Here is a 15892-nt window from a genome sequence, read left to right on the forward strand (position 1 = left end):
GAAAAATATATGTAGCTTTTAAACGACTCTCATTTAACTTAAGGCAAAGTTACAGTAACTCCTTCACCTGTTCTATACTTGGCGTGTCGTTGTAGTGCCACTTGCCTTTTACCGTACCGTTTTGCAACAAAAGTATACCTGGGTTAGATCGCATAATGGTTTTAATCACCGTACCATCACCATAATAATACGGCACGGCCAGATTTACCTCGTGGCGGAACTCCTCAAATTCCTGGCTACTGCTGCTGGTTACAGCAAGAGGCGTTATTCCCTGCTGTTCCGCTGCATTCACCAGTTTGGTTATCTCTTTAAAGGAGTCACGGTCTGCTTTAGATGCTCCCTGCACAAGTATAATTAGCTTATTGCCGGTTAACACTTCCTGCGTAAAGTCGCCTTGGTCGTTCCATACATTAAAGTCAGTGATTTTCGGGCCATCCTCCGGGTTAATGGCTATCATCTCTTTAAAAGTATAACTCTGGTCGGTTGGGTATTCTTCAAATTCCTGCTCCTCCCCATTTTTCACCATAATATACTTGTAGCGCAGCGGTGCCGTAGGCTTCATCATAGTTGGGATGTTGTTTCCTACTTTGTAAGCGCGGAAATCGATGTACGGCAGGTGCTCGTAAGCATACCAGCCAATGCCCACCGAAAGTATAGCCGTAAGAGCAGTAGCAACTGCACCCGTTTTCTCACTGATAAACTGGGGTAGGTAACGCTGTGTCATCAGCAGGATAATGATCATCACCAGCAGCACGATGTCTTTCGTAAACGACTCCCAAGGGGTTAGCTTGATTGCATCGCCGAAGCAACCGCAGTCAGTTACTTTGTTGAAGTAAGCTGAGTAGAATGTCAGGAAGGTGAAGAACACGATCATGACCAGCAGGGCGATTAAAACACTCTTTAGCTTCCAGCGCACAAGCAGTGCCACACCCAACACAATCTCTGCCGCACTTAAAAAGATGGACAGGAACAGCGAGTATGGCTCAAAAGCTTTAAAGAAAGGAGCAATGTCGGTAGAGAATACTTCAAAGTACTCCTCTAACTTGATAGCTGTACCAACCGGGTCGTTAATTTTGATCAAACCCGAAAAGATGAACAGCACGCCCACAAAGAGCCAGCAAAATTTGCTTATGTATTTCATGACTTTTTAGTTAAAAGCTTGATGATGCTAAAGTAAAAATCTGGCGCCGGTATCCAACCGGTGACGCAATGTGAACGCGAGTCTCCAGACTCGCTTTTTACAATTTGCCTGTTTCGGATTTACTAATCCGCGTGTATGCAACACTGGGTCCACCCCCCTAGTCCCTCCTTGGCTAAGGCGGGGAATTCTGCTACTACTTTTGCAGACAAGTAGTATCTAGCTTCTGCATAACCTCTCTTCACACAAGATTCTTTCAGGATGACAGGAGGAGGAGAGCAAAGCTATAGGATAGTATAGAAGAAACAGTAAGTATAACTTCCCCGCCTTGGATAAGTAGGGATAGGGGTGGTTGGACCCCACATTATACTTCCCTACTTCACCGGCTCTGCAAACCCTGACTTGATCAGTGCGAAAACTGCATAGTTGATCATGTCGCGGTAGTTAGCCTCTACACCTTCCGATATTAGCGTCTGGCCCTCGTTATCCTCAATCTGCTTGGTGCGGAACAGCTTCATCAGGATAATATCCGTGATAGAACTTACCCGCATGTCGCGCCACGCCTCGCCGTAGTCGTGATTCTTGGCATTTAGCAGTTTAATGTTCTCTTCAATATGGTGCGTATACTCCCGCTCTACCTCCTCTGCCGAAAGACTTAGCGGCGCATCCGCGGGCAGGTTAAGCTGCATTAGAGCTATTACGCAGTAGTTGATAATGCCGACGAATTCTCCGTTAATATCATCTTCCACCATTTGCTTCCCCTTCTCCTGGATAGAGCGGATGCGCTGCGCCTTGATAAATATCTGATCGGTGATAGAGGGCACACGCAGTACGCGCCAGGCAGTACCGTAATCTTTGGTTTTCTTTACAAACGTGTCTTTGCAGCGGTTTACTACGCTATTATATTCCTGGAGTGTTTGGCTAATCAACTTTTTAGATTTAATTTTAAAACGATAGACTGAAATGCCACCATTGGATTCGAAAGATAAGCTTTTTCATAAAAAAAGTACACTCAACTGCCGCGGAAATATCCTCTCGCTAAGTACGCCGCAGGTGATGGGCATTCTTAACCTTACCCCCGACTCTTTTTATGCCGGCAGCAGGCTCAGTTCTACACAAGAGGCTGTAAAACGTGCCGAAGCCATGTTGGCAGAAGGTGCGAATATCTTGGACATTGGAGGCTACTCCAGTCGCCCAGGGGCAACCGACATATCAGAGCAGGAGGAAATTGACAGGGTAGTACCTGCCATTGAGGCCATACATGCTGCTTTCCCGGAGGCTATACTTTCTATCGATACGTTCAGAGCAAAGGTAGCCGAGGCTGCCGTAAATGCCGGAGCAAGTATAATTAACGATATTTCTGGCGGAAACCTGGACGAAGCTATGTTCGAAACCGTAGCTAAACTACAGGTTCCCTACATCTTAATGCACATGCGCGGAACGCCTCAAACCATGACAACGTTGGCTAAGTATGAGGACGTGGTGCTTGAGGTGATTGATGAACTGCAGGCGCAAGTGGCAAAACTAAACCAGCTTGGCGTAAAGGATATTATACTTGATCCCGGCTTCGGATTTGCCAAAACCATTGAACACAATTTTGAATTGCTGCGCCGTTTGGATGAATTGCGTATATTAGGCTTGCCTATACTTACCGGCATGTCACGCAAATCCATGGTTTATAAAGCCTTAGGCATAGATCAGGCCGATGCACTTACGGGCACAATAGCCGTTAATACCATAGCGTTGATGCACGGCGCCGACATTTTACGGGTGCACGACGTAAAAGAGACAAAACAAACAGTACAACTTTACACGAAAACATTACTTTGATATTTTTATTCAGCATAGGGTTTTTAGAGATAGAGATGCTCGATGTGATCGACATCCTGCTCGTTACAGTGCTGCTGTACCAACTGTACAAGCTCCTGACGGGTAGCGTTGCCCTAAAAATCTTCCTGGGTTTGCTTTCTATTTACCTGCTGTACCTGGTGGTGCGTGCCGCCGGCATGGAATTGCTGAGTATTATACTTGGGCAGTTTATGGGGGTAGGTGTACTAGCCGCCATTATACTTTTCCAGCCCGAGATCCGGCGCTTCCTGCTGCTTATCGGCAAAACCACAGCCTTTAACAACGACCGTTTTTTCCGGGGTTTCCCGTGGCGCCGCGAGCAGACAGACAAGCTAAGCCTTACGCCTTTTATTGAAGCCGCAAAATCTTTGGCTGGCAAGAATACCGGTGCTTTAATTGTGTTCACTAAAAGCTCAGAGCTAAAATACTATGCCGAGTCCGGCGATTTGATCGATGCTGTTATCTCGAAGCGCTTGCTGGTCTCCATCTTCAATAAAAACAGTCCGCTGCACGACGGCGCCGTAATTATTTCAGGCAATCGCATTAAGGCGGCCCGCTGTATTCTTCCGGTATCTGAGAACCAGGAGATACCGGCCTCTATGGGTTTGCGACACCGTGCGGCCATTGGCCTAACTGAGATCACGGATAGCGTGGTATTGGTGGTATCAGAAGAAACCGGCCAGATTGCCCTGGTACGAAACGGCGAAGTATACCGTAACCTATCTTCATCAGACTTACGCGTCAAGCTAAATCAATTCTTGTTTGACACAGACCAACGTGCATCCTCTGCCCCCGCTGCCGCAGAAAAGTCTGTGAGTGCCGCTTAATTACCGGTCTTTTTCCCTTTTTGCCAGAAGTACCAATAGGTTACAGGCCCGAATACAGGTAGTATCCAAAGTAATACCATCCAGTTAAGGCGCTGTGTTAAAGTATAGTGCGATCTGAAAATAAGGTGGAATATACTTAAAAGCACTACCAGGTAATTAGCAAGTATAAGTATAACTACAAGAGGATATTGAGCGAACAGCTGTTCCATACAGGAGTCTTTATCTTTTAAAACAGCATTTCGCTTACAAACCACATCAGGTAAAGCAGGGCCGGTGCTACAAACAAAAGTATAGTCCCCAGGTTAACCCGCGTCCATTGCGGGTTAAGTAGCATACTCACCCAAGCCTCCGCAGATAGTAGTATAGAAAAGTAGAAAGTGATCTGCAGCAGCGTATACATAACATTAGCCTCTCCGCGAACGCCCGCCGTTGCATAAGCCAGAAAAGAAACGACCAGCCACGATAATACCGTCCCAACTAATAACTGCCCAGGCTTAACTTTAATGTCATTCATGCTGTCTGCTTTTAGCTGTTTTAGATGACAATATACAAAAATAAAAAAAAGCCACTCCCCTAAGGAGAGTGGCTTTATGTTTAAACTAATGTATAGATTTAGCGCTTGATAATCTTCTTCTGTACCTGCCGCTGCTTCGACTGCACACGAAGTATATATTGCCCCGTGCGCAGCTTAGCAAGATCAAGTATAACTTCGCCTGTTTTTGCCTGCTCGCGCAGCAGTGTCTGCCCTGTAACCGAAATCACTTCTACCGTTGCATCCTCCTGCAGTTCTAAGTATAGGAAACGTTCTGTAGGGTTCGGGTAGTAAGACAGCTTCACTTGCTCTTTCGCGTCGCCAATGGCAGTGGTACCTACAATGGTAAGTGTGGCCGTAGTTTCTCCAACATAATTCTCGTGCTGTACGCGAACAGCCACTGCATACGTTCCTGAGGCTGTCGGAAGCACTTCTGAACCATTATAGGTAACTATAACTGGCAGCTCTGTTGGTGTAGTGGTAACAGTTACCTGCTTAGCCTGCCCGTCATACTGCTGCTCCAGGTTGCTGATGGCGATGGCTGCGTTGGCTTTATTTACTGTAAAACTACGCGTTACACTTTCAGCTGCGTTGTAATTGTTATGTCCGCTTTGAGAGGCTGTAACCGTTACTATGCCAGCACCTGTAATTCTAACTTTGTTGAAACCGTTTTCGGTATAAACTTCTGCAGGACCTGTTACAGTAAAAGCTGCCGGAAGACCAGATGAAGCAGATGCTGTAAGCACAAACGGTGCATCTCCAAATGTTTTGTTACTTAAGGCAGCAAAAGTTACGGTCTGGTCTGCTTTCTCTATTGTCAGAGTGCCTTTTACATAAGAGAAAGTATAGTTGTCCGCTGCGGCACCGCCTGGAGTAATATCATATTGGCCAGCAGAAGTGTAATCTGTTACTGCAGCTGTAGCTACCACCGGAGTGGTAAGCAAATTGATTGTCTCTCCATTCTGGAAACCTTCGTAAACTACTGTAAACGCAGGAGTTGGTTCAGCATATTTCTTGGTTTTATTCTCAGCTCTTACAGTAAGCACAGCCTTAGCAATTGTAAGTGTACCGCTTTTGCTTCCTTGGTAGTTTGCCTCGTTAACAGTTGCCATAACCTCATAAGTACCTGCACTAGTTGGAGCTGCCACTACTACTCCGTCTTTCTTATAAACAATGTTTACAGTAAGTCCTGCTGGAGAGGTCGTTGCTGTTGCAGTTTTAGCTGTGCCACTATAAGTATGGTTAAGGTTAGCTAACGTAATGTTTGCTAAAGCTTTATCTGTTACCACGAACTCACGGGTAACACTTGCCGCTGCACTGTAGTTCGTGTTACCAGCTTGCGTAGCTCTAACAGTTACTGTACCAACTGTGCCATTAAGCGTAATTGTGTTACCAGACAGAGAAGCCGGACCAGACACAATGCTGAGTGAAACAGGTAACCCAGAGCTTGCAGTAGCCGAAATATTAAAAGCCGGATCAGACATTTGCTTGTCGCTTATCTCAGCGAAATTGATTGTCTGGCTAGCTTGCGTTACTGTTAGGGTTCCTTTTGTGTATGTGAAGCTGTAGTTTTCAGATACTGCGTTTGAGGGTACAATGTCATAAGCACCAACAGCACTTAAATTAGTTGCCGTTGTAGTGGCTGTTGGCAAGTTAGTTAGACTTGTTTCATTATCCCCATTTTTGAAACCTGTGTAGCTAAAGGTAAATGCAGGATCAGCCGCTTTGTAAGCCCTTGATTTATCGTCTGCTTTAATTGTAAGGGCAGCTTTGTTAACAGTGAAACTCTGATTAACATCTGCTGAGGCGTTGTAGTTGTTGTTGCCAGCCTGCGAAGCACGCACCGTTACAGTACCTACGCCAGTTATGGTTAAGGTAGATCCAGTTATAGTTGCCGGTCCTGATACTACAGTAAAATATACTGGTTCACCGGATGCTCCTGCTGTGTGATTCAAGTTAAAAGCAGGATCTCCGTATATTTTTGAACCTGGAGAATTAAAGGTTATAGCCTGAACTGCTTTATTTATTCTCATTGTAGTCACTGCTGAGCCAGCATAATTAGCATCGTCAATAACTGCAGTCACATCGTACAAACCAGCATCAGTAGGAGCACCTGTTAGGTTCACCCCTTCTTTTTGATAGGTGATATTAACTGAAAGTCCTGCAGGAGTTGTGGTAGCTGTAGCTGCTTTGGCAAACCTATCGTAAGCGTGGTTTAGGTCGGACAAGCTTATTGTTGCCGTAGCTTTGTTAACTGTCATTGTAACCTGCTTCTCAACTACAAGATAATCGTTTAAATTAGTTGGCGTAAACACAGCATATAAGGTATATGTGCCTGCGTTTAGTATAGCCCCTGAGGCATCCTGATTCTTATACTCGTTCTTATAGTAAGCAAAACTACCTGCCACTGTATTACCACTAGCATCCTTTGCTGTAGCGTTCAACTGTATGGAACTTAAGGCTGTACCATACGTGATAGCTGTCGGAGTGGCCCAAGTAACTACAGGTGTAACTTTCTGAAGCGTTCTAAAGGTTTGCACTTCGCCGTAAACCGTACCAACTGAGCTTTTAGCGTAAGTTCGTACATAATAGTTGGTATTAGGATTCAGTCCGGTTTTGTCAATAGAGTATGTTCCGCTACCAGTTCCTACATTGACAGAACTACTGCTACTCAAGTCTGGATTAGAAATTACCGGACTAAATACAAAGCCCTTTTCTGTAACTGTTAAACCGCCAGTAGCTGTAGCATCTCCGCTCCATGTAGCTGTAGTGGCAGCTATATTACTTACACTTGTTGCCAATGCAACAGGCAGACCTGTTGTTTTAAATGATAAGATTGAGCTGTAAGCAGTTCCTGCAGAGTTGGTAGCGTACGCTCTTACATAGTATATAGTATTACCAGTAAGGCCTGCACCGTTAGCCGAGAATCCTCCCATACCTGCTGTAACAACGCTCTTAGGATCACTAAGTGTTGGAACTCCTGTTGTGTTATACACAAAGCCTCTGCCTGTAATAGTTGCCCCACCATCATTCGTAACACTACTGTTCCATGTAGCAGTTGTAGCTGTAATGTTGCTCACTGTAACATCAGACAGCGTAGCCACGCCAGGCGCAGGAGTAGCAAAAACAGCTAACGATCCATATGCTGTACCCTTTACGTTTTTGGCATAGGCTCTTACATAGTAAATTGTGTAAGGTGATAAGTGCTCATATGTTAATGAAAAAGCACCTGTTCCACTTCCGCTACTCTGTCCAGAGTTAGGCCCGCTTGCCGGGTCTCCAGTTGTACTAAAGATAAAGCCTCTCTCGGTAATTGCTCCACCTCCATCTGATGTAATGCTGCTGCTCCATGTAGCTGTAGTAGCTTTCACGTTGCTGTAAGTTGTAGCAGTTAAAGTTGGTAGGTCAGCGTTGGTTGTAAAAGAGATCTCATTACCATAGGCTGTGCCAACGCTGTTTTCTACATAAGCACGCACATAATATTTGGTACCGGTAGGCAAGCCATTTATAACGCCTCCATAGCTGCCCACAATGCCACCACTACCAACAACTTTTTTAGACTGCGTAGCATGCGGCAAGCCGGAAGTAGTACTGTAAATAAAGCCCCACTCACCCAGTGTAGCTCCACCTGTAGAAGTAATTTCTCCATTAAGCGTTGCTGAAGTATAATCTATACCTGTTGGCGTTGCAGTTGTTATACTTGCCAGGCTGGCTGGTGTCGTAAAAGTATGCACGGCTCCGTATGATGTTCCCTGAGCGTTTGTAGCATAAGCACGTACATAATAGGTAGTTCCTGGCGCTAATCCTGATTTATTCTCTGAGAATGTACCTGTACCAGTCCCGTTAGAAGTATAACTGTCAGCAGTTATTGTTGGGCTACCTGTTGTGTTAAAGGTAAAGCCTCTTGCTGTTACTGCAGCGCCACCATCGGCTGTTATATTGCTACTCCAAATGGCAGTGTTAGCTGTAACTCCCGTTACCGTTGTACCTGACACTGTAGCAGGGTTAGCCGCAACAGTAATTGTTTGAGCACTTGATGCCGGGAAGTAAGTGGTGTTTCCGTACTGCTTTGCGTAAATTGTCACGGTACCTGCGCCTACAACAGTAGCGGTGTTGCCAGTTACGCTTATAACAGAGGAGTTTGTACTTTCAAAGCTCACTGGCATACTTGTGCTGGAAGTTGCACTTAGTGTAAAAGGAGCATCTCCTACTCTCTTATTACCAATTGTAGTAAAGCTATTGATAGTTTGGGTAAGGAAGTTTAATGCAGTAAATTTCTGTACTTTGTTTGAATTGTACGTGCGTTTCTCGCTTACATAGATATTATCATCCATATCCAGCGCAACAGACTTTGTATAGTCGAACTGACCATCGCCACTACCATATGTTCCGAACTTTTTTATAAACTCGCCCTTCTGGTTAAATATCTGGACTCTGTGATTAACTTTATCTGCCACATACAATAAACCTTTCGAGTCGAATGCCAAATCATGCGAAGGAGGATTGTCGTCAGCAAAGAATTGCCCATCACTAAAACCTGCAGAGCCTATATTAAATAGAAAGTTCCCTGTCGCGGCTTCGTAAATGTTTATCTTCCCCTGGTCTTTGTTGAATAGATATATTCTTCCGTCACGCTCAGCTATTGAGCGGAGAGCGCCTCCTGAAGCTCCGGTAGTGATAGTCCTTAGAAGTGTTCCTGACTGTGTTAAGATTTTTATCTTGGCAGCATCTAATACATAAAGATTTCCATCTGATCCTATGGCTACATCATTCACACTTGTGAAGCTGCTGGTGATATAGTTAACCATGTTGCCATGATAGTCATAAACCATAACTTCGTTACTCCAGGTAGCGGTGTAAATCAAACCTTCGTTGTTTACTGCCACTCCATTTGCACTACCACCATAGTCGCTCATGCGGTGGTAGAACTTCTTGAGAAGGGAAAAGTCGGATGAATTTAAGATTTGAATCTCAGAATTTGTTAATACAATTAATTTGCCGTCTTTATCTACATCCATGTCTGCTACAGGGTAGTAGGTAAAGTCTGTTTTCGACATAAACGTTTGTCCGAAAGATGTGGCATGCACCGCTATAAGCAACAGCAAGAGCAAAACACTTTTTTTCCAGTAGCCCAGCGCTATAGAAGTAGCTGCGCAGGCGCTTTCCGTTTGTAAAGTTGATCTCATAAGGGTTTAAAAATTTTCATAGTTGGGCTTATGCAAAAAGCAGCACACGCAGGAGCCGTTACAGCCCGCGCCGCACTTTTGCACGAAAAAATACGAGTAGATTCTGGGTACCCTATAATGGAGCAGCTAGAGCTAAGTCCACTGTAACCGCGGCACCTGGTGCGGCGGCGGGTAATATAAGCGGCTTAAGCGCTAGGGGCCGGGCCAGCCGGCAGGTTGGGAAGGGTGATCATTTTCATCATAGTTTTATAGTGTTAGGTTTTGTGGCTGACGGGCACAAGGCCCAGGTACTGCTGAGCTCAAAGCCGCTCCAGCAGGAGCGGCTTTTTTGCATCAGTTTTTTTCATAGTTTTTGGTAAAGTGTTTGGCGCGAGTTAAGCTTTTACCCTTAACTGTACTGCCACCTATCTGGGGTAACAGTACGATGCAAAATTAGCCTAAAAAACACACCTTGTGTTGTCACAACAGCTTAAACCAAGCAATTTGTAGCTGAAATCAGGAAATCCGGGGCTGAAATGCCGAACTTTGAGGATGAAATTCAGAAGTTTTTTATTCGCTAAAACATCTGAGTACAAGTGTTTTTACTTAAATTGCGCTTCAAAACCTGCAATTCTCCCAGCTTTTTATGCAACGAGGACAAGCTTTCCAACACCAGAGGCAAAACTTAATTAGTATAGCTACTTGGCTCTTAATTTTACTGGCTTTTTTACCCGCTTATACTTTCGGGCAGTCTCCTGTTGTTTCTCCTAAAGACTCGTTGGTTATCTTAGGCGCACTGTATGAAAAAACGCACCAGGAGAAGCCAGAATTAGCTATTGCATACAGCCAAAAATCGCTGCGCATTTCCCGAAGTATAAATGATAAATCCTCAGAAGCTAAGGCACTTTTCTGGAGCGGCTCTTCTTACAAAAACTTACGCCAACTTGATTCTGCCAAAGTATACCTTTCAGCATCAGTCGTCTTATACAAAGAGTTGAATGACCAGAAAGGCTACGGTGAGGCCCTTGTCTTTTTAGGTGAGGCTTATTTTGTGAACGGAGAGTTTGTGAAAGCGATGGAGCAGTTTAAGGCAGCAACCAAAGTATTGCAAAACGAAAAGCCATTGCTGCGCAGAGCACTTAACGGCTTAGCAAACGTACACGGCAACCTCGACAAGATTCCTGAAGCTATCAATTACTTAAAACAAGCCTTGGCTATAGCAGAAGAACTAGGCGACTTGCCGGCAAAAAGCATTTGCTATAATAACCTCGGCTCTATGCATTTTGAGCTGAAGGAATATGAGCAGGCGCTGGAGTATTTTAAATCTACTGTTGAGATACAACAGATTTTGCACAAGAGTGGCCTTACTAAACCCGGTGACGACAAGCTGATAGATGCGTACTGGCAGGTGGGCCGCACTTACACAGTGCTAGGAAAATATCCGGAGGCTGAAAAGAATTTGAACCTTTCTATAGCCAGGGCAAAAGAAGCCGGTGACAAGTATAAAGAAATAGGAGCCACATGGTACCTGGCAGAGTACCACAGCAAGCAAAAGGAGTACCTGAAAGCCATTGAATTGCTAAAATCAACAGAGAAGGCAATTGCAGATAATAGATATGACTGGCTTTACCGGGAATATTTTGAGCGGGTAGCCGACCAGTATAAGCTGGCAGGAAGAGAGAAAGAGTCGTTGGAATACAAAGAACGCTATGTAGCCTTCACTGATTCACTGCTCAGGCTTAAGGAACTGGAAGGTGTTGCCATAGCCAAAGGCCCTGCCGAGGATTCTTTACAACTTCAAAAGGCAGAGCCATCTTTTATGAACAGCATAATATCTGCAGACAAAAAGAAATTTTGGTGGATGCTGTTTGGCACTACCCTCTTTATTTGCTCTACTTATATGCTATGGCGCTATAAAAAGAAACAACCTGACGCAGATAATACCATGGAACCACTTGTTGAGGCGCAGGCACAAAGTATAACCCATGAGTTTATAACCCCGGAGCAACCTGCTACCATGGCTCCCTTAAAGTATGTGCAAGCTGTAAAACATTCCGGCGAGGTAATAGTGCCTATCGAGACTATTTACTGGTTTGAAACGAAAGACAAAAAGTATTTTCTCTCAGACGGCGAAGAGCTATTGGAAACGCACCATACTATTGCCGAACTAGAAAATATGCTGGCGGGTAATGAGAATTTTATCCGCATCAACCGTTCTGTTATCATCAACGCGTACTTCATGTTTAACTACTCACCTTGGGAGAAAGACAAGTATATCGTGCGTATGCAAGACAAAGCCAAAACGGAATTCTCGATGCCACGCAACCGCATGAAAGCCATGCGCCAGCAATTCGGACTAGAGCCTGCTGCGGTATAGTAAAGTCTTTTGACACTTTTCGCTGGTGCGGGTTTTTAACCAATGCCAATAGTATCGGGTTTAAATCTTACTGGGCCGGAGGCCCAACTATAGCCGGTCACGAGCCAGGAGGCTCGCGCCATTAACGAAGGCTATTAATACAAAGGCCACTCCCTTACCGGAAGTGGCCTTTGTGTCATTGTAAAGAATAAACAATTACTTAATTACACCCAATTCTTTACCTACCTCAGTAAAGGCTTCGATACACTTATCCAGGTGTACTCTATCATGCACGGCAGAGATCTGCACACGAATACGCGCCTGACCTTTTGGTACTACCGGGTAGTAGAAACCAATCACGTAGATGCCTTTATCCAACATACGGGCAGCAAACTCCTGCGCAAGCGGTGCATCGTAAAGCATTACCGGCACAATTGGGTGATCACCTGGCTTGATGTCGAAACCAGCTGCTGTTATCTGCTCACGGAAGTACTTTGTGTTCCACTCCAGTTTATCGCGTAGCTCAGTGGTAGAGCTCAACAGATCAAGCACAGCAATAGAGGCACCAACTATAGACGGAGCCAGTGAGTTAGAGAACAAGTATGGGCGCGAACGCTGACGCAGCATATCGATGATCTCTTTGTGGCCGGAAGTAAATCCACCCATCGCGCCACCCAAAGCTTTGCCTAACGTGCCTGTAATAATGTCAATTTTGCCCATCACATTGCGGTACTCGTGTGTACCACGGCCAGTTTTGCCCAGGAAGCCAGAGCTATGGCACTCGTCGATCATAATCAGGGCTTTATACTTTTCGGCTAGCTCTACGATCTTATCTAGCTGCGCAATAGTACCGTCCATAGAGAAAGAACCGTCGGTTACGATAATGCGGTGCTTCGTGTTGGAATTTACAGCCTCCTGCAGTTTAGCCTCCAGGTCGGCCATGTCGTTGTGGTTGTAGCGGAAACGCTGCGCTTTGCAAAGGCGAACTCCGTCTATGATAGAGGCATGGTTTAGTGCATCCGAGATAATAGCTGAGTCTGCATCAAAAAGCGGCTCAAACACACCACCGTTTGCATCGAAAGCGGCTGCGTAAAGTATGGTATCTTCTGTGCCCAGGAATTCCGAGATTTTACGCTCCAGTTCTTTGTGGATGTCTTGGGTACCGCAAATAAAGCGTACAGAGCTCATACCATAGCCGTGCGTATCAATAGCTTCTTTGGCAGCCTCAATAACCTTTGGATGAGCAGAAAGCCCTAAGTAATTGTTGGCGCAGAAGTTTAGCACATGGTGCATCTGCGTGGTATCAATATTAGCACCCTGTGGTGTAGTGATAATGCGTTCTTGCTTATACAGTCCTGCTTCTTTGATTTCGGCAAGCTGCTGCTCTAAGTCTGGTTTTAAAGTTTCGTACATAGTCCCTTTTGTTCTTATCCGTTTATCGTTTTTCGATTTATTACAAGTATAGTATTAGCCATTAAACACCTGTGGCCTCACCGCCTTCATCAGGTTTTGGCGGCTCTGGTTTGCGAATGATAAGCCGGGGCCTGGGTGGTTTTGGCTTTTGCTTGTCTCCTGCATTCGACTCAGGCCTTGGTTGTTCAGTTGCAGATGCACCATCAGGTTTATCAGCAGCCTCAGTTGGTGGCGCTGGCCGTTTAATGACAGGTCGTGGCCTTGGTGGCTTCTGCTCTGGAGGGGCAGCGGATTCTGGTGCGGCGGCCGGCGTGGCAGTAGCATCTTCCTGCTTTGGCTCTTCGGCAGCTGGCTTTTGTAAGGCTACAGGTCGCTTAATTACGGGCCTTGGACGTGGTGCAGGTTTCGGAGTTTCTTCTGTTTTGCCTTCTGTCGTACTTCTATCTGCTGCTCCAGCCTCAGTCTGCTCTTCAGCAGGTTTTTGCAGGGCAGTTGGCCGTTTAATCACCGGGCGTGGTCTGGGTGCAGGTGTAGTCGCAGCATTTTCTTCTGCGGCAGGTTTAGCTGCAGATGGCTCCTCTCCTGTTGCTGCCTGCTCCGGCTTTTGCAGCGCCGCCGGACGCTTGATGACAGGCCGTGGCCTCGCAGCAGGCTTTGCCTCCTCAGTAGCTGGCTTATTTACGCCTTCCCCCTCTGTTGCAGGCTTTGGCAGTTCCTCTGAAGTTGCAGGCTTACTAATAACCGGCCGCTTTATGACAGGTCTTGGTTTAGCTGGTGCTGACTCTTGCTCTGTGGCTGGTTTTCCTGTCGCCCCCTCCCCTGTTTTCGGTAATGCTGTCGGCCTACGCACTATCGGTCTTGGCTTAGGAGTAGCGGCTTCTACGGCAGATGTTTCCTGTGGAACAGTGGGTTGTGCAGGTGTTTCTGGCGTTGGTGCAGCTGCTCTTCTTACAGCCGGACGTGGTGCCGTGGTGGCAGGTGCTGTCTTCGGCACATCCTCTTCGGCCAGGTGGTAGCGCAGACGCACATTGTTTAACTGCATCTTTACAGCTACTAAAAAGCTGTTTGGGTGCATTTGGGTATACATTTCCTGCCAGGCCGCAAAGCGAACCGGATCACCGGCCTCAAAATCCGATTTGTTAATCCGTTTTTTTATCAGGTATTCTTCGAAATTCATTTCTGCGCCTGGCTTGCAGCCTATGCTGTAAAGTTAAGGTGTTCGTGTTTAAAAACAGATTTTTACGGGTAAAATGCGCCTGCCAGCTAAACAAATATAAGAAATTCCGGTTCTTGAAACAGCTGTGCATTATTTATACTTTACCCTTTTATTAACTCTCAGTTAATTCTGATGTTAGCTGTTTCACCCTCCAAAAAGCCATTATACCTTTGTGCTAAGGTTAGTTACAAGTTAGTTTAGATTAGTGAGTAGAGCAGAGGTGCTGGTGCAAAATCAGCACCTCTGCCTTTTGCACTAAACTTACATTTACCCGCACTTTTCGTTAACTCGCTGCCATTCTTGATGCTTATACTTTCACTATTGACCTGAATTCGGTTACTTTGTGTGAAGAATATTATTTATCTATGGCAAACACAACTGACACAGTATTGGTGATAGGCGCCTGCGGGCAGCTTGGCTCTGAGCTTACGCTGGAGCTGCGTAATATGTATGGGGGAGCAAATGTAGTAGCAGCAGATATTGCGGCACCAAAACAGGCAGACTTACGTGATTCGGGTCCGTTCGAGAAGATTGACGTGCTGAACCTGAAAGCGATGGGTGAATTAGCCGCTAAGTATAAGTTCAAGCAAATTTACCACCTGGCAGCTGTACTGTCGGCTACTGGCGAGAAAAACCCGAAGTTTGCCTGGCAACTGAACATGGATGGCCTGTTTAACGTGCTGGACCTGGCTCTGGAGCAGAAAGTTGAGAAAGTATACTGGCCAAGCTCTATTGCAGTTTTTGGCCCGAACACACCACGCCAGAACACACCACAACACACTGTTATGGATCCTAACACAGTGTACGGCATCAGCAAGCAAGCTGGTGAGCGCTGGTGCGAATACTATTTTGAGAAATATGGGCTGGATGTGCGCAGCCTGCGTTATCCCGGTCTTATTGGTTATAAAGCTTTACCTGGCGGCGGCACTACCGATTACGCTGTGGATATCTACCACAAAGCACTGGAGGATGCAAAGTTTGAGTGCTTCCTGAGCGAAGATACTTACCTGCCAATGATGTATATGCCGGATGCGCTGAAAGCTACTCTGGACCTGATGCACGCTCCGGCTGAGCAGGTGAAAGTGCGCAGCTCTTACAACCTGAGCGCCATGAGCTTCTCGCCTAAAGAAATCACAGCCTCTATTCAGAAACATATACCGGAGTTTGAAATAACTTACAAACCAGACTCACGCCAGCAGATTGCTGACTCGTGGCCTCAAAGTATAGATGATAGCGCTGCACAGCAGGACTGGGGATGGAAACCAGCTTATGATCTGGATGCCATGACAGCAGACATGCTCCTGAATTTGAAGAAGATGAAAGAAGAGCAGGCAGTGGGCCAATAAGCTCATTTGAAATTTGTAAATAAAAAAGGCGGTACGGTTGTGCTGCCTTTT

Annotated in this window: 11 protein-coding genes; 4 read left to right on the plus strand and 7 right to left on the minus strand. The window is 45.8% G+C overall.

The features are described from left to right. Window positions 1–49: 49 nt before the first annotated feature. Window positions 50–1141 carry a BT_3928 family protein gene (locus H8S84_RS18615; RefSeq protein ID WP_187068899.1) on the minus strand — a complete coding sequence of 364 codons (1092 nt, stop codon included), beginning with the start codon at window positions 1139–1141 and terminating at the stop codon, window positions 50–52. A 371-nt stretch (window positions 1142–1512) separates the two neighbouring features. Continuing rightward, window positions 1513–2067 carry a DUF1599 domain-containing protein gene (locus tag H8S84_RS18620; RefSeq protein WP_187068900.1) on the minus strand — a complete coding sequence of 185 codons (555 nt, stop codon included), beginning with the start codon at window positions 2065–2067 and terminating at the stop codon, window positions 1513–1515. Window positions 2068–2110: 43 nt separating this feature from the next. On the opposite strand from H8S84_RS18620, the gene folP reads away from it, so the two are divergent. Both folP and cdaA read left to right on the plus strand, forming a co-directional pair. Then, the gene (folP, locus tag H8S84_RS18625; protein WP_230407264.1) at window positions 2111–2968 is read left to right on the plus strand and encodes a dihydropteroate synthase; all 858 of its coding nucleotides are present in this window, start codon (window positions 2111–2113) and stop codon (window positions 2966–2968) included. Beyond that, window positions 2965–3813: a diadenylate cyclase CdaA gene (cdaA, locus tag H8S84_RS18630; RefSeq protein WP_187068902.1), complete on the plus strand. Its 849-nt coding sequence runs from the start codon at window positions 2965–2967 to the stop codon at window positions 3811–3813. Before folP ends, cdaA begins: the two co-directional genes overlap by 4 nt. Here the strand turns inward: cdaA and H8S84_RS18635 are convergent. The 3 genes from H8S84_RS18635 to H8S84_RS18645 form a co-directional block, all read right to left on the minus strand. After that, entirely contained in the window at window positions 3810–4022 is a 213-nt protein-coding gene (locus H8S84_RS18635) for a PLDc N-terminal domain-containing protein (RefSeq protein ID WP_187068903.1), read from the minus strand. The two genes, cdaA and H8S84_RS18635, sit on opposite strands and share 4 nt — an antisense overlap. Before the next feature lie 17 nt (window positions 4023–4039). Next, window positions 4040–4327, minus strand: coding sequence for a hypothetical protein (locus H8S84_RS18640; protein WP_187068904.1), 288 nt, complete (start codon window positions 4325–4327; stop codon window positions 4040–4042). A 98-nt stretch (window positions 4328–4425) separates the two neighbouring features. Beyond that, window positions 4426–9531 carry an MBG domain-containing protein gene (locus tag H8S84_RS18645; RefSeq protein WP_187068905.1) on the minus strand — a complete coding sequence of 1702 codons (5106 nt, stop codon included), beginning with the start codon at window positions 9529–9531 and terminating at the stop codon, window positions 4426–4428. A gap of 625 nt (window positions 9532–10156) precedes the next feature. On the opposite strand from H8S84_RS18645, the gene H8S84_RS18650 reads away from it, so the two are divergent. Then, window positions 10157–11887 (plus strand): tetratricopeptide repeat protein, encoded by a 1731-nt coding sequence (locus tag H8S84_RS18650; protein ID WP_187068906.1) that lies wholly within the window; start codon window positions 10157–10159, stop codon window positions 11885–11887. 195 nt (window positions 11888–12082) lie between these two features. On the opposite strand, the gene kbl is transcribed toward H8S84_RS18650, so the two are convergent. Continuing rightward, the gene (gene kbl / locus H8S84_RS18655; protein WP_187068907.1) at window positions 12083–13279 is read right to left on the minus strand and encodes a glycine C-acetyltransferase; all 1197 of its coding nucleotides are present in this window, start codon (window positions 13277–13279) and stop codon (window positions 12083–12085) included. Between the two features lie 61 nt (window positions 13280–13340). Continuing rightward, window positions 13341–14456, minus strand: a complete 1116-nt coding sequence (locus H8S84_RS18660; RefSeq protein WP_187068908.1) for a hypothetical protein — start codon at window positions 14454–14456, stop codon at window positions 13341–13343. Window positions 14457–14860: 404 nt separating this feature from the next. Here H8S84_RS18660 and H8S84_RS18665 point away from each other — a divergent pair, with 404 nt between their 5' ends. Next, entirely contained in the window at window positions 14861–15841 is a 981-nt protein-coding gene (locus H8S84_RS18665; protein ID WP_187068909.1) for an NAD-dependent epimerase/dehydratase family protein, read from the plus strand. Window positions 15842–15892: the final 51 nt, after the last annotated feature.

It is taken from the genome of Pontibacter cellulosilyticus (genome assembly GCF_014306105.1).
In the GTDB taxonomy this organism is placed as follows: Bacteria; Bacteroidota; Bacteroidia; order Cytophagales; family Hymenobacteraceae; genus Pontibacter; species Pontibacter cellulosilyticus.